The sequence below is a fragment of the Chryseobacterium sp. B21-037 genome, assembly GCF_028570785.1.
Taxonomy (GTDB): domain Bacteria; phylum Bacteroidota; class Bacteroidia; order Flavobacteriales; family Weeksellaceae; genus Chryseobacterium; species Chryseobacterium proteolyticum.
In genome coordinates, this window is record NZ_JALGCB010000001.1 from 2,105,717 (window position 1) to 2,129,050 (window position 23,334).

Here is a 23,334-nt window from a genome sequence, read left to right on the forward strand (position 1 = left end):
TTAATGCAGGGTACCCATGAAAACAGTCATAGCCATTCTTTTTGCTTTTCTTCTCACATCAAATTTTTTAAAAGCTCAACAAAAACAATATATTTTCTTTCTCCATAACAAGTTTCTTGAGGGGCATTCATTGACCGAAAAACATCCGCAATACGGTATTGCTGAATATACACCGATCCTGAATAAGCTGAAAAGCAAAAACACTGTAGTGATCTCAGAAAAAAGAGCTGATCAGACCGATCCGGAAGTCTATGCCCGAAAGATCATTGCTCAGATTGACAGCCTGCAGATAAAAGGAGTTTCTTCCCGTAACATCAGCATAGTCGGAACATCGCAAGGCGGCTATATTGCACAATATGTTTCTTATTATGCTAAAAATCCGGATCTGAAATTTGTAATTATCGGCTCAAGCTTCAAGGATGATTCGTTAAATAAAATTGCCGGTTTCAAACTATACGGTAAAATACTTTCAATCACGGAAAAATCTGATGAGGGCCATGTCCCTTTATCTTCCGAGAAAAGATATCAAAACTCAAAATTAGCGGCATTTAAAGAAATAGAACTTAACACTGGAATGAAGCATGGATTTTTGTTTAAAGCTTTAGATATTTGGCTTACCCCCACCAAAGAATGGATTTATAAGAATTTTTGATCCGGGTTTCCGGATAACAAGATTGCAGTATGTCCAGTAACAACAAAACCATCAACTCACAATTCTCAACCTTCAACAAATTTCCGCTGTGCCGCCCTCATTCCGAAGAAAAACATCAGAATGACTGAAATTCCAAGAAAAGCAAATGAGTATTTCCAAGACGGATCCCAATCGTGCAGCTTTCCAAAAACAGCAGGCCCGAATGCAGCAATCAGATAGCCTACAGACTGGGCCATTCCTGAAATTTTAATGGCATTGGCACTTGATTTTGTCCGTAAAGAGAAAAATAAGATCGATAAGCTAAATGATAACCCATTTGATAGCCCCAATAAAATTGCGGTCGCATAGATCCATTGTGACTTCAGCAAGGCAAACATGACAATACTTGCAAACATTAGGACACAAAGGAAAATGATCATTATTCGCTGATCTTTCATCTTATTGGCAATGATCGGTCCTACAAAAGTAATGGGAATCATGGAAATCTGAATGACGAACAATACCCAACCCGGAGCATTTCCATTCATTCCATAGTCATTAAGAACAGCAGGCAACCAGGAAATTAAAGAATAGTATACCAAAGACTGTAATCCCATAAAAATACTGATATTCCAGGCCTGAGCCGATTTGAACATATTAAAATCAGACTTTGCCATTGAGCTGTTAGCCTGTCGTACGCTGTTTTTATTTAACAATAACTCCAAAATAACGACCAATAAAGCCAAAAGGGCAATCACCAGCCATATTCCAAGGGAACCACGCCATCCATACCCTGTCCATTCTCCAAGGCTCACGCTGTATCCCGAAGCCAAAGCCGCAGTAAGATTCATTGCCACCGCAAAAATACCGGTCATTAACCCGATCTGTTTGGGAAAATTATTTTTGATATAACCGGGTGTAATTACATTCCCTACACAGATTCCTAAACCGATAAATACGGATCCTGTAAATAGGGTCCAAACCGACCCGAAAACCCTTAAGAATAATCCAAAACTCAGAATAATCAATGCGTACAATAAAAACCTGTTGATACTGAACCGGTGTGAAAACCGGCTTACGAGTACAGAACAACTTGCAAACATCAGCAAAGGTATGGAAGTAAGCAGGCTGCTTTGAAAATTATCCAGGTGTAAAGACCGGCTGATCTGGTTCAGTACCGGTCCTACTGAAGTAATAGGTGAACGCAGGTTACTGGATACCAGAATAACCACCAAAACATTGATCAGTAGTAGGAAATATGATGCTTCTTTTCTTGTTTCGTTTTTCATAATGAGGATCAAAATTGTTACAGCAAAATTAATCATGTTATTTTGCATACATTTGCCATAATATTAATCTAAAACGACATGATGTCTTCCAAACCTCTATTGAATGTCGATGATATCAGCAACCCGTATTTTGTTTGGTTTGAAGATAACTGGCGGCATGATGATGTTCTTCATATTCATGAGAAAAAAGGACAGCTTGTGTATGTGGAAAGCGGATTTCAATATCTTACAGTAGAAGGGAAAATGTATCTTTTACCCCAAAACCATGCGGCCTGGATTCCACCACAGGCTTTGCATAAAACCAATTCTCATTCTGAAAGTATCCGGCTGATGATTATGTTTTTTGATGTTGATACAGAAGATCCTTTTTACCATCAGGTTCATGTATTTTCAGTACCAGCAGTGTTGAGAGAAATGATCAGGTATGCTGAAAAATGGTCGATGAATACTACCGAAAACAACGATGAAAATATTTTCCTAAAAGCATTGTATAACGAGCTTCGTAACTTTGTGGCCGATTCTATTCAGCTTCACATCAGCCTTCCTCAGGATAAAAGATTAACGCAGGCGATCAATTACCTGAATACCCATTATACCGAAGATCTTAAAATGGAAGATCTGAGCGATATTGCTTCATTGTCACTCAGGTCCCTGGAAAGAATTTTTAAAAAAGAAACAGGACTTACGCTGATTAAGTATCAGCAGATGCTTCGCATCATCAAAAGTATGGAATTACTAAGTGCCAATGAATGGACCATTTCTGAAATCGCTTTTCAGGTCGGATATAAAAGCCTGCAAGCCTACACCAACAGTTTTCAGTCGGTCATGCAATACAGGCCCAGTGATTTTATCAAAAACTTATGATCAGACCTCATCCTTAGAGATCCATTTTTCAACATTTGGAGCCTCGTAATTCTTCATTTTCATTAAAAGGGTATCAATGTTGTCATCTACGATCAGCATCTTTTGATTGGTTTCTTTTAAAAAACCTTTATCAACCATGTTCTGAGACATCTGTAACAGGTCATTATAGAACCCATTGACATTCAGAACAGCAATTGGCTTTTGATGCAGCCCAAGCTGTGCCCAGGTCATCATTTCAAAAAGTTCTTCCAGTGTTCCATAACCGCCCGGCAGAGCAATAACCCCATCGGATAATTCGTTCATTTTCGTTTTACGTTCGTGCATCGTTTCTACCAGAATGAGTTCACTTAATCCCAGGTGGGCAATTTCTTTCCCCTGCAGAAAATGAGGAAGTATCCCTATTGCTTCCCCTTTGTTTTCCATAACCCCGTTAGCTACTGTTCCCATCAATCCGCTGATCGCACCGCCATATACCAAACCTATCTGCTCTTCCGCAAGCTTCTTTCCAAGCGCATAAGCTTGTTCTTCATAAACCGATTCGTTTCCAAAACTTGATCCACAAAATACGGTTAGTCTCTTTATCATGATTTCTCTTTTTTAATAATTATTATCTATACAAACACTTCTTATAAAACGGCAACCTGCTCTCTTTTCACTTTATGTTCCCTGATGATCAAATATACCAGAATTCCAAGTGCACACACTGCATAAGCAGATAAAATAATGATACTTAAACTGCCAACTGCCAGATCTGACGGGAACAACTGGCCCATCAAAGTCATAAATGAGAGACCGATTCCTGCTCCCAGAAAATAGTTGGTGCTCGTTAAGCTTGAAGCAATCCCATAATGCGATGCATCCACATCCCGGATTCCCAGAATGGATAAACTTGTAAAGCAAAAGGTCATTCCTATTCCGGATATGCATGCGGCACCCAATAATACAATCGTTAATGGATGTCCCCAATAAATAGCTCCCAACAGAGATAAAGCTCCTGCCAGCATAAAAGACCATCCGAAAATTCCCATTTGTGCAGGATTCAGCTTTTTGGAAATCGCAGGTAATACAAATTTAGCCACTAACGCAGACATAACGCTGAAAGGAACCAACATCAATCCTGCGGAGGCGGCACTGTATTCCATATCTTTCTGAAGCATCAAAGAGATCAGGAATAAAAATCCAATGAAAAATGCACCCAGTGTAAAAAAGGCAATATTGGAAGCCATGAGTGATCTGTGTTGGAATAATTTGAGATCAATCAACGGCTGTTTGATGGTTCTGAGACGGTAGATTACAGAACCTAAAAGTATAACCGCAACCACAATTGATCCGATGACTAAAAAAGGCTGTTCCATAATCAGAATAAGCTCGTGTGTTCCATAGGTAAGGCTTAAAAGGCCTAAAACCAGCAATATTCCTGAAACGGCATCTGTTTTCTGCGTACCTTCTGATTTTTCATCTGCCGGAAGATATTGATAAGCAAAAATAAGCGTCAGCAAAAGGATAGGTACATTGATCAGGAATACCCAATGCCAGCTTAAATAAGTACTGATGATCCCTCCTATCGACAATCCGCTTCCAGATCCGATTGCGGCAAAAGAGCTGAAAACACCCAATGCTTTATTTCTTTCCTGATTTTCCGTAAAAGTATGGGTTACGATAGATAATGCTGATGGCATGATAAATGCCGCTCCGAGTCCCTGTAAAGCCCTGAATATAGCCAGCATTTCGAAATGAGTCGAAAGCCCTGCTCCCAATGATGTCAGCATAAAAATTAACGCTCCCAGTAAGAACATTTTTTTACGTCCGATCTGGTCAGACAGTTTCCCTCCGATAATCAGAAAGCCTCCAAAAAATAAAACATACAAGGTCTGAAGCCACTGAACAGTTTCTGCTCCGATATTGAACTGTTTCTGAATAGCAGGAATGGTAAGATTAATGATAGCAATATCCAAAGCCTCCACGAACGTTCCGATCGATGCGAGTATTAATATTAAATTTCTTTTTGTTCCCATACTATTCAAATTTCCTGCAAAATTAAAATTATTAGAACGTATGTGAAAATTTAGTTTTAAATTTGGAACAAAATATTCATACAAGACAAATAAAAAGACAAATGTTCTATTAAGATAATATTACCATAAAAAAACAGAACAAATGCAACCCGAAAAATATACCCTCGACGAAAAAGACCTCTCTATCCTGCGTTTGCTGCAAAAAGATGCCAAACTAAGTGTAAGGGATATTTCCACACGCATCAATCTTAGTCCTACACCCACCCATGAACGGATTAAGCGTATGGAAAAATCAGGAATTATTAAGGAATATACCACTGTTTTAGACCGGAAAAAAGTCAATAAAGGGATGATGGTCATATGTATGATCGCTTTGAAGGCCCATAATAAAAAGATGGCTACAAAATTCATCGAAGAGGTCTGCAAATTAAAAGAAGTTGTTGAGTTTTATAACATCAGTGGTGATTTTGATTTTATGCTAAAGATCCTGGCTCCCAATATGGATGAGTTTCATGAGTTTTTTGTGAATAAACTTTCGGAGATTGAAGGGATCGGGCAGACAAAAAGTATTTTTGTGATGAACAGTATTAAAGAAAGCACCCAGATCATTTAAAGTTTTGTAAGTACAAAGACATCCTTTTTTGAAGGTCAGGTTTTAAATTACAAGGTTTCAATCACCGGTACATGTAAAGAAAAAAACATTTTTGTATAAAATACAGATCGCAATTAAAGCCATTCTTCACCACCTTTGAGGGGGAAATCTACGCATAAAAATTCTATTTTAAAAAATACTATAATCAACGCTTTCCATTTTAATTTAAGAAAGTTTTAATCAAATTTATCCTCCCATTTAATCAGGAATAGCTAAATTCAGATGATCAATTAAAAATATTTGTTATGCCTTGGAATCCTGACGTTTACAATCAATTTAAAAATATCCGTTTCAAACCTTTTTTCGACCTTGCGGAACTCATTACCGGGGAAACGCCGATGAAGGCCATAGATTTAGGTTGTGGGACGGGAGAACAAACGGCTATTCTCACAGAAAAATTTCCCCAAGCCGAGTTTATCGGAATCGACTCCTCTCCGGAAATGCTTGAAAAATCCAAAACCCTGGAAAATGACCGGCTTCATTTCAGAATGTCCACCACGGAAGAGATGCTCACGGGTAATGAAACCTGGGACCTTATTTTCAGCAATGCAGCCCTTCAATGGTCTGATGATCACCCTCAGTTATTCCCCAAGCTGATCTCAAAACTTAAAACAAACGGACAGCTCGCCATCCAGATGCCTTACCAACCGGGAAACACCCTGAACAAGATCTTAACTGCTATTGCCGGAGAAGAACCTTTTAAAAGCTATTTACAGGGATGGAACCGGCCTTCTGCAGTGCTCACGATAGATGAATATGCTCAGATCTTATTCGAGAACGGAATTGAAGAATTAAATCTTTTTCAAAAAGTGTATCCTATCATTGCTGAAGATCATGATACTTTGTTCAATTTTATTTCCGGTTCAGCTTTAATACCCTATCTGGAAAGGCTGGATGAAGAACAACAAAAAGAATTTATCCACGAGTTTAAAGCCCGCATTGCTACAAGTTTCCCCAAGCTTCCTGCCATTTATGCATTTAAAAGAATCTTACTCTATGGAAGAAAAAAATAAAGAGCTTCATCTGCGCAAAGTAACCTTCGGCGATTTAAAGACGGTTATAGAAATGCTGGCTGATGATGTACTGGGAAAAAACAGAGAAGAAGTTTCGGATCCCCTGAACGAGCAATATATCTCAGCCTTCAGAAGCATCGAACAAAACCCTTATCAGGATTTACTGGTTCTGGTCAATCGGGATGATGAGATCCTGGGAACCCTGCAGGTCACGTACCTTCAATACCTCAACCACAAAGGAAGTAAACGTGCATTAATCGAATCTGTCCGTATCCATTCGTCGATGCGGGGAAAGGGTTTGGGTGAAAAAATGTTTCACCTGGTGATTCAACGGGCTAAAGAAAACGGAGCTGATGTCGTACAGCTGATGTCGGATAAAACAAGAACTGAGGCACTCAGGTTTTATAAAAAGCTTGGGTTCACCGCTTCCCATGAAGGCTTTAAAATGAAAATTTAAAATAAATCCGAAACTTTATAATTATCGTATATGCTTATGGGACACCGTATTAAAAAATAAATTAAATCAAAAGACAAAAATATTTTAAAACAGATGCAAGATTTTCGGATTACCGGATTTAAGATATAAACCAACTAATGTTACTTCGAAACCTGCTTTGGTATGGGCTTTGAACAAGAAAACAATATAATAAAACAAGGTTAAAAACTTAAAATAACAACAAAAAGCTATCATACAATGAAAAAAATACTAGCATTAGCGATTTTAACATTAGGAATATTCAACATGAACAGTTGTACGGCAAAGCCATCCGCACAGTCAGGAGATCAGGAAAAAGATATGACGATCGAAGCAAAAGGAAAGATCACGAAAATTGAAAATGGAAAAGACGGCTATATGGCCACCATTCAGGATGCTGACGGGAAAGAATACGTGGCAACGATCAGTATTGTGAACCTTCAGAAAAGCGGCAGTACCTACAAACGTTATGAAGTAGGTGATTCGATCTATGTAAAAGGCCCTTCCTGGAAAGATGATCAGGGCAAAGTATATATCAAGGCTGAACAGCTTAAACAATAAAGCAACCATTTTTTTAATAATTCTCTATCATGATATCCTTCAAAAAAAATTTGAAGGATATTTTTTGATGATCAGATCCAGGCCAATACGTTCTACATAGTAAATATACAGATAATTAGATGACATAAATAAATAGAATAGATATTAACCATAATCCAAAACAACCCTTTCAGTACTAGATTCCAAACACTTACACCTATAAAATACATCCCACAAAAGTGACTAAAATATTATTTATGCCATAATATTTCCTAAATTAGTGACAACTAATAACCATCAAAACTCAAATTTATGAGAACATCACTATTATGCGTGAAAAATAGCATAGCAGCGGCTATGGTATTTCTAACGGGTATGGCTGGCGCCCAACAATGGCTGGTCAATGGAAACAGCGGAATTGCACCCAACAATTACGTAGGCACCGTAGACAGCAGAATTCTGTATCTGAGAACAAACGGCGCCACTTCAAATCCCAATCAGGCACTTCTGAATGAATTCGGTTCGTTTATCGTAGAAACAACGAATAATACCAATGCCTCAAAAGCCAAAGGAAGCATTATTGCGGGAATATCCAATACTTTGGGAGGCCAGGCCGGCAGCAGCATTGTTGGTGGATGGACCAATAACCTCAGTAATGCGGGAGGAGCTAATATCGTAGGCGGACAGGATAATGCTGTTTTGAACAATGCCAGCAAATCGGTTGCACTGGGTTGGAAGAACATCATCAGGAACCATAATGAATTTGCACTCGGAGTGGGAATCGATCTTACCGAAGAGTATTCCGGAGGATTTGGAATCGACCTTGCAGCTACCGGTAACCGTTCATTCGTTATCGGAGCAGGAACCGGCGGAGCCAAGCTTACCAATACCATCCCCTATTCTATTATGCTGGGAATGTCCGGTAATTCAACAATGCTGATCAAAGACCAGAGTGTAGGAATACGGACCAACGCCCCTACAGCTAATTTCCATACCGTAGGAACCGTAAGGCTTCAGGATCTGCCCGTAGGAAGCGGACGCGCATTGGTTGTGGATTCTAACGGCAACGTCATGGTATCCAACTCAATTCTCTCCAGAACGGCCCCTTCTGATGAAACTGTTCAAAAGCTTGAAGACCGTATCAAAACCCTTGAAAATACTGTTGAAGAACTCAAGCAACTTCTTGTAAGCAAAAATACCATCACTGATATTTCCCTTTCGGATACCCCTTTCCTGGGGCAAAATGTCCCTAACCCGGCAAAGAATGAAACAAGTATCCGGTATTTTTTACCTCACCATATAAAAACCGCTTCACTGGACATCTACAATATTTCCGGACAGCTTATTAAATCTGTTCCTCTTCGTGAGAAAGGAAACGGGACGATACGACTTTCCGGGTCAGAACTTCAGTCCGGCACTTATGTGTATAAAATGACAGCAGATGGCAAAGTAACTGATGCCAAAAAGCTTATCATACAGGATTAAATTCTTGATATATTTTTTTCAAAAAAGCGGTCGCTGAGGTCATGCCTTCAACGACCGTTTTTCTATTTCTCTGTATTTTTCAGATTTTCTTCGAAATACCGTCGGATTGCATCATTTACGTAGTCTTCATTTTCTATATCATGTCCTTTTCCGGGAACCAGGATGAGGTCATACCTTTTTCCGGCTTTCGTTAGCGCATCAATCATCCGGATGGTTGTTGAAAGCGGGGCATTTATATCGCTTGTTCCATGTATAAGAAGCAATTTACCTTTAAGGTTTGCGGCATGATGGGTATTCGTTCCCCATTCGTATCCTTCTTTATTATCTTCCGGCAGTCCCATATAAGGTTCATTAATTTCTGCGCCTTCTGTCAGTTCACCCGGTGCCGAAGCAATGCCGACCTTGTACAGGTCAGGCGCCATCTGCATAGCCCGGATGGCAAAATAGCCTCCCCATGAATGGCCGCAAATACCAACACGCTTCATGTCCATATAGGAATATTTTTCCCCAAGCTGCCTGAAAACAGCCACACGATCTGCAATTTCATATCTTCCGATATTCCTGTAAACAACATCCTGGAAAGCTTTGCTTCTTTCAACCGTTCCTCTTGTGTCCATCATTACTGTGATATATCCCAGCTGAGCTAATGCCTGCGCCTGAACCGAAAGTGATGTTGTAGGCCCGAACCGGTGAGATACAATATTGATAAAAGGGCCGGCATACACCATTTCTACGACAGGATATTTTTTAGATGGATCGAAATCATAAGGTTTGTACATGATTCCATAAAGATCCGTAATTACGTCAGCTGCCTTAGCTTTAAAAATTTCAGGAGCCCTGAATCCTATTTTCTGCAGCTTGGTGATATCAGCCTGATGAACCTGTTGCAACCACTTTCCATCCGTTGTCCTAAGCTCAACGGCGGGAGCTGTATCCGGAGAGGATTGGGTATCCAGAAAATATTTCCCGGAAGGTGAAAACTGGGAATAGGTATGGATCCCGGGAGCGGGCGTTAATCTTTTACCATTTTTTCCGTTAATACCGACGCGATATACATTGGTAGAATACACTTCTTTTTCGGCATTCGCTGTGAAGTAAATCAGTCCTGATTTTTCATTCGTTTTGATCACACTGGTGACCGGAAAATTTCCTGATGTCAGCTGGCGGACCAGTTTCCCATCCATACTATACAGGTAAAGATGTCTCCATCCGTCACGTTCCGACATCCATATAAAAGAAGGGCGCTCCTTCAAAAGGGTGACCTGACGTTTCCAGTTGCCGGTCAGGAAATCCAATCCGGCTACAAAGGTTTTAGCCTCTTCGCTCAGAATTGTTCTGCCTGCTCCGGTGTCAGGATTCGTGGCCAGAAACTCCAGCTTTTTCCCAAGACGGTCCAGGCGCATAAAAAGAATTTCTGAACCCTCCTGTGTCCATCCTACCGGAAATACATATTGGGGAATGCCGGAACCTTCTTTTATGGTAATCATCTTTCCGGAATCAATGTCCAGTACATACAGTTCGGGAATTTCAATAGCCCCGCCTGTCTTTGCATACACAGTGTATGTCACAGATTCCTCAGGTTCCGAATAATCTATGACAGGCAAGTGATGAACCTTCCTTCCATCAGACCTCTTCAACAGCAGCCTTTTACCGTCTTTTGACCAGCACCCATTCTCGACGGTCCAGGGATAATCATCCGTTCCGCCGGTAGTAAGCTGTTGCTCTTTTGGGCCGGAATGGCTAATCAGCCAGATATTGTGATCTTTCATAATAACAGATTGTTGCCCATCAGGCGACATAATGCCTGCCAATGGCTGTCTTACTTCTTCCTTTCCGTCAATTTTTAAGATCTTGTAATCGTTCAGGTACAGCCTAAACTTTTTATGTTCAACAAAAAATTCCGCAGCATTATCATCCTCTACAAAAACAAAATCACTGAACGGTAACCCCTTATTTTCCGGTTCCTTATCTAACCATGGAGTGAGTGCTTTCCTTAAACGGCCCTGATCAAAAAAAGGACGCTTTGTATTATGTTCCGGATCCACTTCATAGACCACTGTATTTTCAGGAGCTCCCACCGCGAACCAGAAGCGGCTTCCATCCTTGTACCAATGCGGAATAATGTAGGTATCCCGGATCAGGGAATGGAACTTCAGATAATTCCGGTACCGGCCTTTGCTCGTTATGGTATCACTCACCTGTGCATGAGCAAAGGAAACCAGAAAAACGATCATAAGACCCATCTTCAGGATAGCATGTTTACACAAAATTTTCATGGAATGGATTTTTATGTGGAACCTTACAACTCATCTGTCCTGTTTCAGCTTCTGCAATTAGCTGTAATCTTATTAACAAGCTTTCTCAGCAGTTCAATCTCCTCCGGAGAAATGCCTTCAACTGCTTTTTTCCTGTTTGCGTTCACGATGGGCTGAATATCGTTTAAAATATCTTTTCCCTCCCCGGTAAGGATGAGGTTAAACCGGCGTCTGTCTTCTTCAAAAGAATCTCTTTTCAAAAAATTCCTTTTCACTAATAGCTCGATGATCCGGGTTACCGAAGCATGATCCTTAAAAGCCCGCCTCGCAATATCTTTCTGGGCAATTCCCGGATTTTCATTAATTATACTCAGGACCAGTCCCTGATCGATCGTAATGTCAAATCCCCTGTCATTGATCTGCTTCTGGGCAAACTGACGATAAGATTTGATCGATTCCTCTATGCTGTAAAAAATAGTATGTTCCGATTGAGCCATTATAAATTATTTAATTGATATAAATATAATTGATATATCAAATATATAAATAAAATAAATACCAGGTAAAAAAATATATAAAAATTTAAAAGCCTGCAGCTGCAGGCTTTACACTGGGTTTATTATTATTCTTTTCGGGACTATTTTCCATTTACCAGGTTTCCATACAATACTTCTCCACCTTCAAGAGACATGATAATGGCTTCGTTGCTGTATATTCTCATTGCATCTTCATAGCTTTCAATCGCTAAAGCAAGCTCTGTATTGCCGAAAACGGCTTCACTGATATTAGTTGTCAATAATGCGGCATCCCTGAATGCTGTATTGGCTCCTACTCCGCCGGCGGGGCTCATCGCATGCACGGCATCCCCTAAAGCCGTAACATTCCCGGACACCCATTTTTCTTTAGGCAATGAAGATCTGATCGGGCCCATGACTAAGGACTGCTGATCTCCGAAGTCCAGGAGGGCTTTTAATTGGGGGTGCCAATTATCGGTAACCCTTCGAATATGATTAAAAATCTCCTGTGAAGAAAGCGTATAAAAATCCTGCAAAGGCCATCCAAAAGCAGCCGGCTTTCCGATAAAGGCCCAATAGAAATAATCCTGCAACGGACTTAATGCATCCCATGAGCTATTGTATTTCAAAAAATCAAACTGCATCGCATCGGCAATTAATGAAAACTGATCTCCAAGAATCACAGAAGTCCCGGTCCACAATTCGGCAGCAATTGCTTCGCGGTTTTCATCCGTTAGGAACGTCCTTCCGTAGATGGTTATATTTCCGGTATTTACTTTTTGGTCTCCGCAACATTCAGTGCCGATCCGGGAATTTACGCCATCTGCCGCAATAACGAGATCAGCAGTATAAGAGCTTCCGTCAGCAAAAGAAAGCAATACTTCCCCGCTTTCCAGCCTGCGATAATCTGTTACCGCTTTTCCAAAATGAATCTGCTCTTCCAGGCCCTGGACCAATATTTCCCGTAAAGTCAGCCGGTTGGGCTTCAGATCGGGAACTTCCCGGATGCCGTCACTCCAGGAATCGACCAAGTCTTTTCCTGTTTTTTCAAGATGGGAAGTAAAAACTTTCAGTCCTTTGGTACGCGCGGCACAAGTTTCTATAAATAGCTGATACAGCGATTCCGGAAGACAATCTTCCAGTGCCTGCCTGCCCTGCTCATTGATCCTGATCCGGTATCCCTGGGTTCGTGTGTTCATCGCTTCGTCCTTTTCAAAAAGGACACATTGGATTCCTTTCTTTTTCAGTCCCTGGGCCAGGCATAAACCTCCCAATCCTGCACCTGCAATAGCAATTCGTATTTGCTTCGGTGCCGGTATTCTATTCATTGTATCCATCGTTCTCGTTTTTTTGATGATTGACAGTTACAAAATTATCGGGTAATACAGGGGATTCCTATAGCGGATTAATGGTCTTTATGAGACAAATCTTTGTGATGGGACCTGAACTGAAGGGCAGTCATCCCTGTTCCTTTTTTGAAAAACCTCGAAAAATAAACAGGATCATCATAGCCTAATTCAACCGCGATCTGCTTAACGCTCATTTTCGTATAAAACAAAAGCCGGCGGGCTTCCAGCAACACCTCCTGCTGGATCCAGTAGCTGGCAGGATAGCCGGTTACTTCTTTGATCGCTTCGTTCAGATAAAGGGGCGTAATGACAAGGGATTGCGCATATTGCTGTACCTGCTTGATCTTTTTAAAATTTTCTTTCACCAGTTTTTTAAACTGCCGGGTAATGGTATACTTCTGGCCGGTACTGGTCTGCTCGGAAACCTGAAATTTCATGATCTGGGAAACCATCATTCCAATAACGGATTCTACCAAAGACTGTTTCACGGAAACCGTATGCAAGCTATCTGTTTCATCAATCTTTTCAAGTATTCCCGGAATATCAAAGACGACATCCCTTTCATTAACCTCCACCGATTGGCGGATCCATTGATAGGTTTCCAGAACTTCCCGGTAATGCTGAGGAATGGCTCCTATGTCAACAAACAAAAACCAACCTTCCGTATCCTGCTGATGCACATACCGGTGAATCTGTCCCGGAGCTACAAAACACAGGAAAGCCCCTTTCAATTCTACGGTGTTGAAATCTACTTCAAGGGTAAAATCCCCTTTTTGCTGAAGGATAAACATATAATGATCGTCCCGGTGAATTCCGGTTTCCTTTTCAGATAAAACCGATAAAGGCATCAGCTTTATTCCAAAATCCTGCAGCTGACGTTGATGAAGCGATATGTTGGAGTACTTTTCCAAAGGATCGGATTGTGAAACTAAAGATAGTAATTATTCGTATAGATCCGGTTTTTTATGAACGAAAAATACAACAGATCATTCTTTGCTGATCACATGATCAAACAAAAGCTCCGCAACCTCTTTATCACTCAGCTCCTGATGATCCCTGATTTCCTTAAGCACATTCAAAAAATAAGGAAACCCAAATAAGCTGTAATATCTTATCCCATCTTTCACAAACTCCAGACTTCCTTCTGTCGTCTCAATCTCAAAAAATGCCAGATTATTGTTCAGCTCTAAAGGTTGTTCCATATAGACTTCGATCGCTTCGGAAGTCTGATCCAATGATTGTTCCTGACAAAAGTCTCTATAGGATCCTCCCTTGCGGAAGTAGTTGATTAATTCTTGTAGATTCATGTGGTTTCTTTATTTCATTCTTCTTATCATAAAAAATACCACTTCATTGAAGCAGTATTTATTCTTTATGATCTATTATCCTTAAATAAGGAAGATTACTTTTCTGATTTTAATTTCTCAACTTCCTGTTTCAAAGCTTCAACTTGTTCTTTCAGGAGTTTAATGTAATCCTGTAGGTTGTCCATTACTTGATTTGGAATGTTATAATATTGTTCATAATAGTTCCCAGCAGTAGCACTATCGCTAAGAGTAAAATTTTCATTATGAACTCCGCCAGACTTTCGCTCTTCCTTAATATCCTCCACCGGAACATCAAGAGCTTTTGCTAGCTTTTCCCACTCATCGTCAAATATTCTAACATCTCCACTTTCCTTTCTGCAATAGTTGGAAACATCCGTTGATAAGATGTTAGACATATATTCCTGAGTGTATCCTCTTTTCTTCCTTAGACTTCTTAGCTTTTCCATAGTGGTTGTGTTGTGCTTTGTACAAATATAGAGAAAATTTGGGTTTAGTTTTTGTTAATTTCACGATAGATGATATATCAAAAAAAATAATTTAGGTAATTACATATTACGTTAAACAAGGGTAGGAAATAACAAAGAGAACTAGATCAGTTCTCTTTGTTATTAATTTATATCCTCGATATAAACTTACAGTCTACAATATTCCAATCTCTTACATTTATACTCACTCGATTTTTATTTTATTTATAAACTTTAAGTGTTTTAAAAATAATGCCCTTTGCTAAGTATTCATAAAGTCAATTATTACTATGTAATCTATTGATATATCATCTCAAATTTGACTGTATCTATATTTATTTGGACATCTGTTAATTCACTAGCTAAAAATGTAATTTTCATATTTATTTATTTTCTCTAAATATAAAATTAGATCACTTCTTTTTTGATGTTACTTACTATATCAACAACATTAAAAGGTCTTATTCGCAGAAGAAAAGTGGAAGAGAATTTGTTATTTTCTAAATATTCCTACGGCAAACCGTAATTATATTTAAATCGTTTTACCTTACTTTGTATTTAATACGACAACTTTCGACGTGTTGATTAATTACATTTGTAAATATATAGAGAGTACAAATAAATATTTATATTTACAGATCAAACTATGAAAATTTAACATAAATATGAATTCAGAAAGACAAGTTTTATATAGATTATTGAAGTTATTCCCAGTAAAAGTCATAAAAGATCATTTTCAAAGAAATGAAGTTGGAGAAGCATTGTATAGAGAAGTACTAAATTCTAATATTAATACTGTTATTTATGATTTTGCCTATTTAAATTTAGATTTCACAAAACAACATATTTATGTATTTAATATAGATAATAGAGATGGCAATGTTTTGCTTGATGGGTTTCCGTACGAAATTGTAAGCAATAGAGATATTGAAGGTAGTAAAATTTTAATTATCAATCCTTTTATAAATTATAATACCGTATTAAGTAACCCATTTGAACAAATTGTAATAAATTTTCACCAGCCTATTAAATTAGAGATAACCAATGAGCATTTAATTTTTTATGTGACCATTGTAGAGAAGAATATAAGCACATATGTTGAAGAAGGCCGAAAAGTTTATAATGTTGAGAAGAACAATGATGAATATGAAGTGATAAGAGCAATTACAGATTTCTTAACTGTGAAAAGACCAAGGTTATGCGATTTAAATAGAGGGCTAAAAAAAATGTGGGAAGATGATGTTATTGATTGTAAATATGCACAATGGAAAAAGTCAAAATCAACAACAACTGAGACAATGGATGAAAATTATACTCTTAAAAGTCAGTATGCTGACGTTTATAGAGGGATTATTACAGCGCCATTAAAAAAAACTATCTTTAAATATTTGCTAGATGACGGTGAAATGCCTGAGCATTTTACAGCAGATCCAGGAATTGGACAGATTAGTATACCATTATTTCCTAAATCATTAAATCAAAATCAAAATGTGGTTAAAAAAATTCTTTCAGATAATTGACAAAACTCCAATAGGAAAATTTGTTGATAAAAAAATAGAATTGATCGAATCAACTGATCCTGATCGAATCTATGTGGAAAATATAAGGAGCTTCTTTAATTTAACAACACCTATTGCAAAAATACTATGTGAGATGGCAGTAAAAGATAAACTTTTTAAAAAGAAAGTAGGAATTGAATGTCCAAGTTGTGGCCGTATAATAAATACTTATAATTCAACAAGTGAAATTCCTCAAAAGATAAAATGCGACACTTGTGAGTTATTAGAAAAAGAAGATTATTTATTCCCTGAAGTGAGTGTTAATAAAATTACGTTTTATCAATTAAATAACATTGCTCATGACTAATAGGCCTAACAGAAGTCCTTTAAATGAAAAAAAAATGAAAGTTTATGAGGCCGGTTTTAATATGCTGATGAAATTTATTTTAATTGTTGTGGGAATTGTAGCCTTCTTTATTGTGCTTTTTAAGATGCTTAATTCAAACTCAGACGAAGCCTTAAAAATATATGGTGCTTTTGAATTACTGCTTGGAGGTACATTATATATGGCCTATAAACATTATTTTCCCTCAAAAAAAGAATAGGCAAAATCCCCACTTAATTAGATGGGGGAATTCTTTATTCAGGATTAAAGTAATAATTAAAAGCTAAAGAGATTATTTTATCAAAATATAAACCTGATGCTTTTAATATCAGAATGAATTGTGGTGCTGATGTAGGACAATCTGTGTTTCATTTCCATTGTCATTTAATTCCCAGATACAATGGAGAAATGGATAATCATAAAGGTGGGCGTATGATTCCTAAAAAAGGAAAATATTAATTATAGAAAATTGTAACTTTTGATAAGTACATGATTTAGAAAATATTTTGTTTTTTCAACACCCTCACAAACACTCCCACTACATTAAAATCAACCGTCTCCTCATCCCTAAGAACAATAGGTTTAAAATTCGGATCATTCGATTTTGGTAATAAAACTATTTCATCATGATGCCAACCTTCTTCATCAATCGATTTTTTACTTGAATATTCTTTAACGGTATAATTACTACCAAATTCTATATCAGAAATATTTCTGCCTTCAACTAAAGTAATAAGCCCATTACGTGAACCTCCTGTATACTTTTTAAATAAACAAATACTGTTGTTAGGTATAATTTTATTCATCGATTCACCTACTACTTTACAAACGAAATAATCATCATTACCACTTATTCCATCTACTTCAACAAACTTTATATTTTCTAGTTCTTGCAGTTCAGAAAAAGATCCTGCTGCAATATTGAGATCATAAAAGGGTATTGAAGTTTCAGTTGGATGATCTAGAAATTGTATTGGATTCTCTTCTTTTGAAATGGAATTAAAAGATTGGATGAACTGACTAAAGAAACGTCTTAAATTATCATTGCAAACATAAATATAAGTCCCCTCGATTCCCCGTAACAATATTGTTTTATAAATATTGATGATAAAATCTAATAACTCATCTTCATTCTTAATGGAATTTTTTCCATTCTTATCCTTGTATTTTTGCTTGTCTACAGTTAGCTTTCCAAGTTCAAAATCATAATCCAATTCTGGACCGATAATAACTCCGGTATAGTTCAGATCATAACCTTGCGTTGTATGAATACACCCTACTTCGTTGATAGAATTTACAGAGTTAACCCAATCTATAGAAGTACTGTTCCACTTTAACCTGTTCTCACCAATAATGATATCGTACGCTTCTGGATTTTTATTTGAAATCCATTCCCAGGCATATCCTGCAACCATTCTTGACAAACTATGAATTTCATTTTTCTTTTTTATTCGATCCACCATCTCTCCGAGATCATCAAATAAGTAAAATTCATAATCATCAGTTCTAAATTTTTCTTTTGGAAGAATTGAAGGCTCATCAAAAAGTTTATGAATCAGAGTTATATAATTATTTCCACCACGAACACGAAATTGAGTTTTTAGTTTTTCGACCCGAGTATAAGGTTCTAATTCAAGTTTTTGAAAACTCTCTTTAAGAGTATCTGAAGGTTTTATAGATTGATATTGGTCATAGAAAATGATTGATTTTTCACTCTGCTTAATAACCCAATCTAATTCTGAAGAAGTATATTTATCTAATCCTAACTTCTCACTATTAGTATCAAATGTTCCAAAATAGGAACCCAGATTCACCCTTCTTCTCAAACGATGTCCTTCATCAACAATGATGAGGTCGTATTTATTTTTTGATAGTTCTGACGGTCCAATAACCATCTTACTGGATAAACCATTAATATTTTTAAATACGTTAGAAATGGTTTTTCTAAAAGAAGCCATTGGGATTACCAATGCCATATTCAAATCAGAAAACTTCTCTTTAACTTTTTGTAATAAAGAAAAAAGCTCCTCATCTTCTTCATCAAAATCTGCGTAATTAAAGTCTTCTAAATTAGTTTTAAGAAGTTTGAATAAAAAAATAGCTAAAATAGATTTACCAGTCCCTGCTCCTCCATGAATGAGACTTACTTTAGCCCTTTCATCCAACAAACAATTAAAGATTGTTTTCAAACTTTTAACTTGTTCTTTAGAAAGCGATTTATAAGGTGAGTATTTGAAAAGGTCAGAATTATTAATATGGTCTAATGAATGTCGAGCAATACCTAATTGTCTAAGTTCATCCCAAATATCTTTAAATAGCTCCCAATATACTTTCTTTTCATGATATTGATGATTCGAAATTCCCAGATTACCATTTTGCAATGTATATTGTCCATCCGCTGAGATATATTTAATCAAGTTAGCTTCAAGGTCTAATGTAGCTGACTTATGAAAAAGTTCACTTAAAATAAGATTTACAGATGATAGCTTTTTCTTTTCTTCCGATTTAAGATGCGTGTTTAGTCGGGTTATTATATCAGTAGTTTCTCCGACATATGCAGACTTATCCTGCCTATTTTTAAGCAGGTACACTATTGGCCAGGATGTATAATCTTTATGATTAAAATTAATATAAGTTTCAGCGAGATAATCGAAGCCGTATTCTTCAGTAATTGTAAAATTTTTCATTTTTCAAAATCTACAATTCATCGTATTTATCCGACTTCCCTTTTGCTTTGTCTACAGGATATTTCTCACCGTTTTTCTGTAGTTTTTTTAAAATGATATTGTTGATATCTATTTTGTTCTTATCTGCAAGAAGAATCCCATACATAAATACATCAGCAAGTTCCTCTTCTAATTTGTCTTTATTAAAATCTTCATTTTGTTTCCATAAAAAAACTTCTAAAAGCTCAGACGCTTCAATGGATAGTGCTAATGCCAAATCCTTTGAATTATGAAACTGTTGCCAATCTCGTTCATCACGAAATTTTAAAAGCTTATCTATAGTGCTTTTGTCTATCATAAAAAAAGTTTAATAAAGTAACAATTCAAATTAAATTTAAAAATAATAAATCTTGGTAATAAATATCTTAAAAATATTAGTTTTTCAGGAACTTTTCCTAAAACATCATCTCTCAACATCATCTGGTTAGCAACCGTACCACTCATCGTGTACTATTTTCAAGAAAATCCATTTCATTTATCAACAATGTTTCACTCACCATCAGTTCACTCCAGGGTATTCCCAACAAATGTACTCAACAAAACAGGAACAGCAATCCGTAGAAAAACTGATTTTTTCAGAAAGAAAACAACCTCTTTAGCCAAAAACAATTAAAAAAACAAAAATAATTCACATTAGAGCTGGAATTCTCAATATTTATAAACAATTACATATCAATACATTAACTAATACAACACCGTTCTCAAAGCTACCTCACTCCACCGGTAATTCACAATCCGGTAACACAATTCCTCCTATTTCTTACCCGCGTGATTTAAAAACCATTTTTTTTGTAAATTTCAAAAATAATTTATTATTACTTACAAATAACTAATACCATGACAACTGAAAGTATTTACCAATCCATTAAAAAATGGAAAACTTTAATTGACGCTTACAAGAGCGGAATTGACGGAAGCGAGGCGGAAATCCTGGGCTATCTCAATCAAGGCACGCACTTTTCTGTTTCCGGAAAGGAGATTGACCAATGGAAAATTAATCTTGGAAATTCAGAAGACCCAAAGATCCATGCGTACCTGGGTATTGATGAGGACCGGCTTAAGTTCTTCCTGATCGATTCCGAAAGCGATAAGACCTCAGATTTCACTGATATTGTCATCAGGGAGTTCACTCGCGATTCCCCAAATGTCACTGTACAAAACACCACCAACCTGGAAGTTGATCCGCCGATCACTTCGGAATCAGCGATCAACCGCAATTTCAGATGGAATATGTATTGTACGACCTGGCTGAAGGCCCAGAAAGTTCAGGACTTCGTCCAGATAGTAGCAATTCCGTTTGCAGATTTTGACCGTCTGGGACTGGATGGTGATCAATCCGGCACCTGTTTCTTCGGACTTACGGATGATCCTGAGAATGCCTCTGTTTTCGCCTATCATGTTGAGATCATTACCGTAAAAGACCTTACGATCAGCGAAATGAGTAAAACCGCAGAGAACTACTCTACTCCGCGACCTCCGTTTACTGCTGCTGATCCTGTTGACAATTACCAACTTTTGAAAAAAAGCGGTGCTTTCTTATAATGACCTATCCCTCTGTTTACAGGTACTGATCAACCTCACCCTATTCACCGGGCTGATCCTATTGGTAAGAAGGGGGATAACCTCCAAGGAAGCGATCCTGCTATTCCTGCTGGGTGAATTGGCCCTGGAACTGACGGACCTCGTGGACCGCCTGCTGAAATTAAACACACTGAACACCTACAACTATGCATTGAGCCAGTCTTTTGGCCTTATAATGCTCACCGAGATCTACAGCAAATACTGTATTAAGCTTCCCCAACCGCTCAGGTGGATGATCTACCTCTATGCTGCGGTATTCCTGGTCATCAATATCGTGAATGTCCGGGACCATACACCCGCTACCTTTTATTCCAACATTATCAGCAGTATTATCATCTGTAGTTTTGCGGCAGCTTATTTTGTGAAGGTATTGAAAAGAGGAAGCGTAGAAAAAAGCGTGTTGATCCTCAACATCTCTGTTTTTCTTTTTTTTTCTGTTGAATGCCTGATCTCCACGACTTTTGATTTCCTGATCAGCAATCACCTGGAATGGGTGGCTCCGATCTGGCTTTTCAGAGGGATCCTGTTATGGTGTTTTTATCTTGCTCTTATTAATCTGGGATGTTGCAGTGGGAAAATCCGGGCCTGGTAGTTGAATGGATATGGATTGGCATTGGTTTATTCCTTTTAACAACAATACTGATCACCGTATTGGTGGTGAACTACCTGAAAAGCATCAGGAAAAGCAGGCAGAAAGTAATGCAGCTCGTCCGCAACACCCAGACGGAATGTTGGGAAAATACCCTACACATCCAGGAAAAGGACCGGGAACGTCTTGCGGAAGAACTTCATGATAACATAATCTCCAACCTGAACCTGATCCGCCTGAATATTAATCATAAAAACAAGGACGAACTGAACCTGGATCTGAAACAATCGATGCAGCTGATCCGGGAATTATCCCACAACCTGACGCCTCCGGATCTGGGGGAGATTACGTTAACGGATCTGATCGCCGATTACCTGGACCAGATCAGTAAAACCATAGAGATCGATTACCGCCACAGGGTTACCGATGCATCGATCAGCAGTCCGGTAAAATTAAATATGTTCAGGATCGTCCAGGAGCTGGTCACCAATACTTTAAAACATGCCAATGCCACCAGGATTGATGTATCATTAAGGATATCCCTGGAATACCTGATGCTGACCATAGAGGACAACGGAAACGGATTCCGCCAGGAAAACAATTACAACGGGATCGGCCTCAGAAATATCCAGTCCAGGGCACAAAAGATCAGCGCAGCGTATAAGCTGAAGTCGAAACCGGAAAAAGGGACAAAGTTTATAGCGTGTGTGGTGATAGAGTGATGAGAGTTCTAAGGTTTGAGGGTTTGGGGGTTTGGGGGTTTTGGAGATGGCGGGTGAGAGAGTGAGGAAAAGTGGGAAATTTAAAGTGGGAAATTGTGAAATGGCGGAATTGCTGAGGAGGCTGAAAGGCTAAACTGCGGAAACGTGAAATCGTAAAATTGTAAAATTGTAAAATGGCTGAAAAGCAGGGGCGAAATGGCTGAAAGAGGAAAAAGCAAACTCGCCTATTTGCCCATTTGCCTAAATAAAAATTAAAAAATGAAAAACTTAAAAATTAAAATTGGTATCGTAGATGATGACCTGTTGTTTGTACAACTTTTAAAAAACTATATCGATCAGGATGATCGTTACGAAGTGGTAATGACCTCAACAAGTGGTCATCATTTTCTGAATGAAACGAACATTGATCTGCCGGACGTCCTTTTGCTGGACCTCAGAATGGCTAACGGGGACGGTATTGAAGTTATGTCCGCCCTGCCACAAAAGGAAGCGGAGGTAAAAATCATTGTCCTCTCCAGCTTTTACCGCCGGTCATTTATGGGACAAATGCTGAAAATGGGAGCCCATGCTTTTTTATCCAAGGAAATTGAGCTTGATGAGCTTTTAAAGGTGATTGATGCAGTGCATCATCATGGTCATTATTTTTCCGATGAACAAGTGGATGTGATGCGCGGACAGCTGTCCAATAAGCTTCCGGAGTTTCATGCCTACTCTAAAGACGATCTTACGGAAAGGGAAATTGATGTATTGCGATTGGTTTGCCAGCAGCTCAGCACCAAAGAAATTGCAGATCATTTATTCATCTCTCCCAAAACAGTGGAGACCCACAAAACCAACCTGATGATCAAAACCAGTGTGAAGAATATGGCCGGGCTGGTGATCTATGCGGTACAGAATAATTTTGTGAATGCTCACGAGATCGTACTGCTGGATAAATAGCTGGAAAACGGTGGTTGA

The 23,334-nt window shown here is 38.1% G+C and carries 26 protein-coding genes; 15 read left to right on the forward strand and 11 right to left on the reverse strand.

Going from position 1 to position 23,334, the window contains the following annotated elements:
- Positions 1–16: 16 nt before the first annotated feature.
- Complete coding sequence (locus MTQ00_RS09110) at positions 17–652, forward strand: alpha/beta fold hydrolase (protein WP_273648546.1); 636 nt, start codon at positions 17–19, stop codon at positions 650–652.
- A 65-nt stretch (positions 653–717) separates the two neighbouring features.
- On the opposite strand, the gene MTQ00_RS09115 is transcribed toward MTQ00_RS09110, so the two are convergent.
- Complete coding sequence (locus tag MTQ00_RS09115) at positions 718–1,920, reverse strand: CynX/NimT family MFS transporter (RefSeq protein ID WP_273648547.1); 1,203 nt, start codon at positions 1,918–1,920, stop codon at positions 718–720.
- 78 nt (positions 1,921–1,998) lie between these two features.
- Here MTQ00_RS09115 and MTQ00_RS09120 point away from each other — a divergent pair, with 78 nt between their 5' ends.
- Positions 1,999–2,784: a helix-turn-helix domain-containing protein gene (locus MTQ00_RS09120; RefSeq protein WP_273648548.1), complete on the forward strand. Its 786-nt coding sequence runs from the start codon at positions 1,999–2,001 to the stop codon at positions 2,782–2,784.
- Here the strand turns inward: MTQ00_RS09120 and MTQ00_RS09125 are convergent, their stop codons facing one another.
- Positions 2,785–3,369, reverse strand: a complete 585-nt coding sequence (locus MTQ00_RS09125) for a TIGR00730 family Rossman fold protein (protein WP_273648549.1) — start codon at positions 3,367–3,369, stop codon at positions 2,785–2,787.
- A gap of 41 nt (positions 3,370–3,410) precedes the next feature.
- A complete protein-coding gene (locus tag MTQ00_RS09130) occupies positions 3,411–4,799 on the reverse strand; it encodes an MFS transporter (protein WP_273648550.1) in 1,389 nt (462 codons plus the stop codon).
- A gap of 142 nt (positions 4,800–4,941) precedes the next feature.
- Here MTQ00_RS09130 and MTQ00_RS09135 point away from each other — a divergent pair, with 142 nt between their 5' ends.
- The 5 genes from MTQ00_RS09135 (at position 4,942) to MTQ00_RS09155 (ending at position 8,964) form a co-directional block, all read left to right on the forward strand.
- Complete coding sequence (locus MTQ00_RS09135; RefSeq protein ID WP_273648551.1) at positions 4,942–5,412, forward strand: Lrp/AsnC family transcriptional regulator; 471 nt, start codon at positions 4,942–4,944, stop codon at positions 5,410–5,412.
- A gap of 284 nt (positions 5,413–5,696) precedes the next feature.
- A complete protein-coding gene (locus tag MTQ00_RS09140) occupies positions 5,697–6,464 on the forward strand; it encodes a methyltransferase domain-containing protein (RefSeq protein ID WP_273648552.1) in 768 nt (255 codons plus the stop codon).
- Complete coding sequence (locus MTQ00_RS09145) at positions 6,448–6,921, forward strand: GNAT family N-acetyltransferase (RefSeq protein ID WP_273648554.1); 474 nt, start codon at positions 6,448–6,450, stop codon at positions 6,919–6,921. The genes MTQ00_RS09140 and MTQ00_RS09145 overlap by 17 nt, the downstream gene beginning before the upstream one ends.
- A gap of 237 nt (positions 6,922–7,158) precedes the next feature.
- Positions 7,159–7,500 (forward strand): hypothetical protein, encoded by a 342-nt coding sequence (locus tag MTQ00_RS09150; protein ID WP_273648555.1) that lies wholly within the window; start codon positions 7,159–7,161, stop codon positions 7,498–7,500.
- Between the two features lie 291 nt (positions 7,501–7,791).
- Positions 7,792–8,964, forward strand: a complete 1,173-nt coding sequence (locus tag MTQ00_RS09155) for a T9SS type A sorting domain-containing protein (RefSeq protein ID WP_273648556.1) — start codon at positions 7,792–7,794, stop codon at positions 8,962–8,964.
- Positions 8,965–9,026: 62 nt separating this feature from the next.
- Here the strand turns inward: MTQ00_RS09155 and MTQ00_RS09160 are convergent, their stop codons facing one another.
- From MTQ00_RS09160 to MTQ00_RS09185, 6 genes are all read right to left on the reverse strand, one after another.
- Positions 9,027–11,240, reverse strand: a complete 2,214-nt coding sequence (locus MTQ00_RS09160; protein ID WP_273648557.1) for a S9 family peptidase — start codon at positions 11,238–11,240, stop codon at positions 9,027–9,029.
- Between the two features lie 44 nt (positions 11,241–11,284).
- The gene (locus tag MTQ00_RS09165) at positions 11,285–11,716 is read right to left on the reverse strand and encodes a MarR family winged helix-turn-helix transcriptional regulator (RefSeq protein WP_273648559.1); all 432 of its coding nucleotides are present in this window, start codon (positions 11,714–11,716) and stop codon (positions 11,285–11,287) included.
- Positions 11,717–11,856: 140 nt separating this feature from the next.
- On the reverse strand, positions 11,857–13,071 hold the full coding sequence (locus MTQ00_RS09170) for an FAD-dependent oxidoreductase (protein WP_273648560.1): 1,215 nt from the start codon (positions 13,069–13,071) through the stop codon (positions 11,857–11,859).
- Between the two features lie 68 nt (positions 13,072–13,139).
- Positions 13,140–13,994: a helix-turn-helix domain-containing protein gene (locus tag MTQ00_RS09175; RefSeq protein ID WP_273648561.1), complete on the reverse strand. Its 855-nt coding sequence runs from the start codon at positions 13,992–13,994 to the stop codon at positions 13,140–13,142.
- Between the two features lie 75 nt (positions 13,995–14,069).
- A complete protein-coding gene (locus MTQ00_RS09180) occupies positions 14,070–14,390 on the reverse strand; it encodes a hypothetical protein (RefSeq protein WP_172278350.1) in 321 nt (106 codons plus the stop codon).
- 95 nt (positions 14,391–14,485) lie between these two features.
- Entirely contained in the window at positions 14,486–14,857 is a 372-nt protein-coding gene (locus MTQ00_RS09185; protein WP_273648562.1) for a helix-turn-helix domain-containing protein, read from the reverse strand.
- A gap of 683 nt (positions 14,858–15,540) precedes the next feature.
- On the opposite strand from MTQ00_RS09185, the gene MTQ00_RS09190 reads away from it, so the two are divergent.
- The 4 genes from MTQ00_RS09190 (at position 15,541) to MTQ00_RS09205 (ending at position 17,218) form a co-directional block, all read left to right on the forward strand.
- Entirely contained in the window at positions 15,541–16,395 is an 855-nt protein-coding gene (locus tag MTQ00_RS09190) for a hypothetical protein (protein WP_273648563.1), read from the forward strand.
- Complete coding sequence (locus MTQ00_RS09195; protein WP_273648564.1) at positions 16,364–16,741, forward strand: hypothetical protein; 378 nt, start codon at positions 16,364–16,366, stop codon at positions 16,739–16,741. Before MTQ00_RS09190 ends, MTQ00_RS09195 begins: the two co-directional genes overlap by 32 nt.
- A 34-nt stretch (positions 16,742–16,775) precedes the next feature.
- On the forward strand, positions 16,776–16,979 hold the full coding sequence (locus MTQ00_RS09200; RefSeq protein WP_273648565.1) for a hypothetical protein: 204 nt from the start codon (positions 16,776–16,778) through the stop codon (positions 16,977–16,979).
- Between the two features lie 74 nt (positions 16,980–17,053).
- Complete coding sequence (locus MTQ00_RS09205; RefSeq protein WP_273651057.1) at positions 17,054–17,218, forward strand: HIT family protein; 165 nt, start codon at positions 17,054–17,056, stop codon at positions 17,216–17,218.
- 35 nt (positions 17,219–17,253) lie between these two features.
- Here MTQ00_RS09205 and MTQ00_RS09210 read toward each other — a convergent pair whose 3' ends face one another.
- Together MTQ00_RS09210 and MTQ00_RS09215 are read right to left on the reverse strand one after the other, a co-directional pair.
- Positions 17,254–19,446, reverse strand: a complete 2,193-nt coding sequence (locus MTQ00_RS09210; RefSeq protein ID WP_273648566.1) for a DNA/RNA helicase domain-containing protein — start codon at positions 19,444–19,446, stop codon at positions 17,254–17,256.
- 10 nt (positions 19,447–19,456) lie between these two features.
- Positions 19,457–19,783 (reverse strand): nucleotide pyrophosphohydrolase, encoded by a 327-nt coding sequence (locus tag MTQ00_RS09215; protein ID WP_273648567.1) that lies wholly within the window; start codon positions 19,781–19,783, stop codon positions 19,457–19,459.
- A gap of 539 nt (positions 19,784–20,322) precedes the next feature.
- On the opposite strand from MTQ00_RS09215, the gene MTQ00_RS09220 reads away from it, so the two are divergent.
- The 4 genes from MTQ00_RS09220 (at position 20,323) to MTQ00_RS09235 (ending at position 23,316) form a co-directional block, all read left to right on the forward strand.
- On the forward strand, positions 20,323–21,027 hold the full coding sequence (locus MTQ00_RS09220) for a hypothetical protein (protein WP_273648568.1): 705 nt from the start codon (positions 20,323–20,325) through the stop codon (positions 21,025–21,027).
- Positions 21,014–21,658: a hypothetical protein gene (locus tag MTQ00_RS09225; RefSeq protein ID WP_273648569.1), complete on the forward strand. Its 645-nt coding sequence runs from the start codon at positions 21,014–21,016 to the stop codon at positions 21,656–21,658. The genes MTQ00_RS09220 and MTQ00_RS09225 overlap by 14 nt, the downstream gene beginning before the upstream one ends.
- Positions 21,628–22,377, forward strand: a complete 750-nt coding sequence (locus MTQ00_RS09230) for a sensor histidine kinase (protein WP_273648571.1) — start codon at positions 21,628–21,630, stop codon at positions 22,375–22,377. The genes MTQ00_RS09225 and MTQ00_RS09230 overlap by 31 nt, the downstream gene beginning before the upstream one ends.
- Positions 22,378–22,635: 258 nt before the next feature.
- Positions 22,636–23,316 carry a response regulator transcription factor gene (locus MTQ00_RS09235; RefSeq protein ID WP_172279378.1) on the forward strand — a complete coding sequence of 227 codons (681 nt, stop codon included), beginning with the start codon at positions 22,636–22,638 and terminating at the stop codon, positions 23,314–23,316.
- The last annotated feature ends 18 nt before the right edge of the window (positions 23,317–23,334 follow it).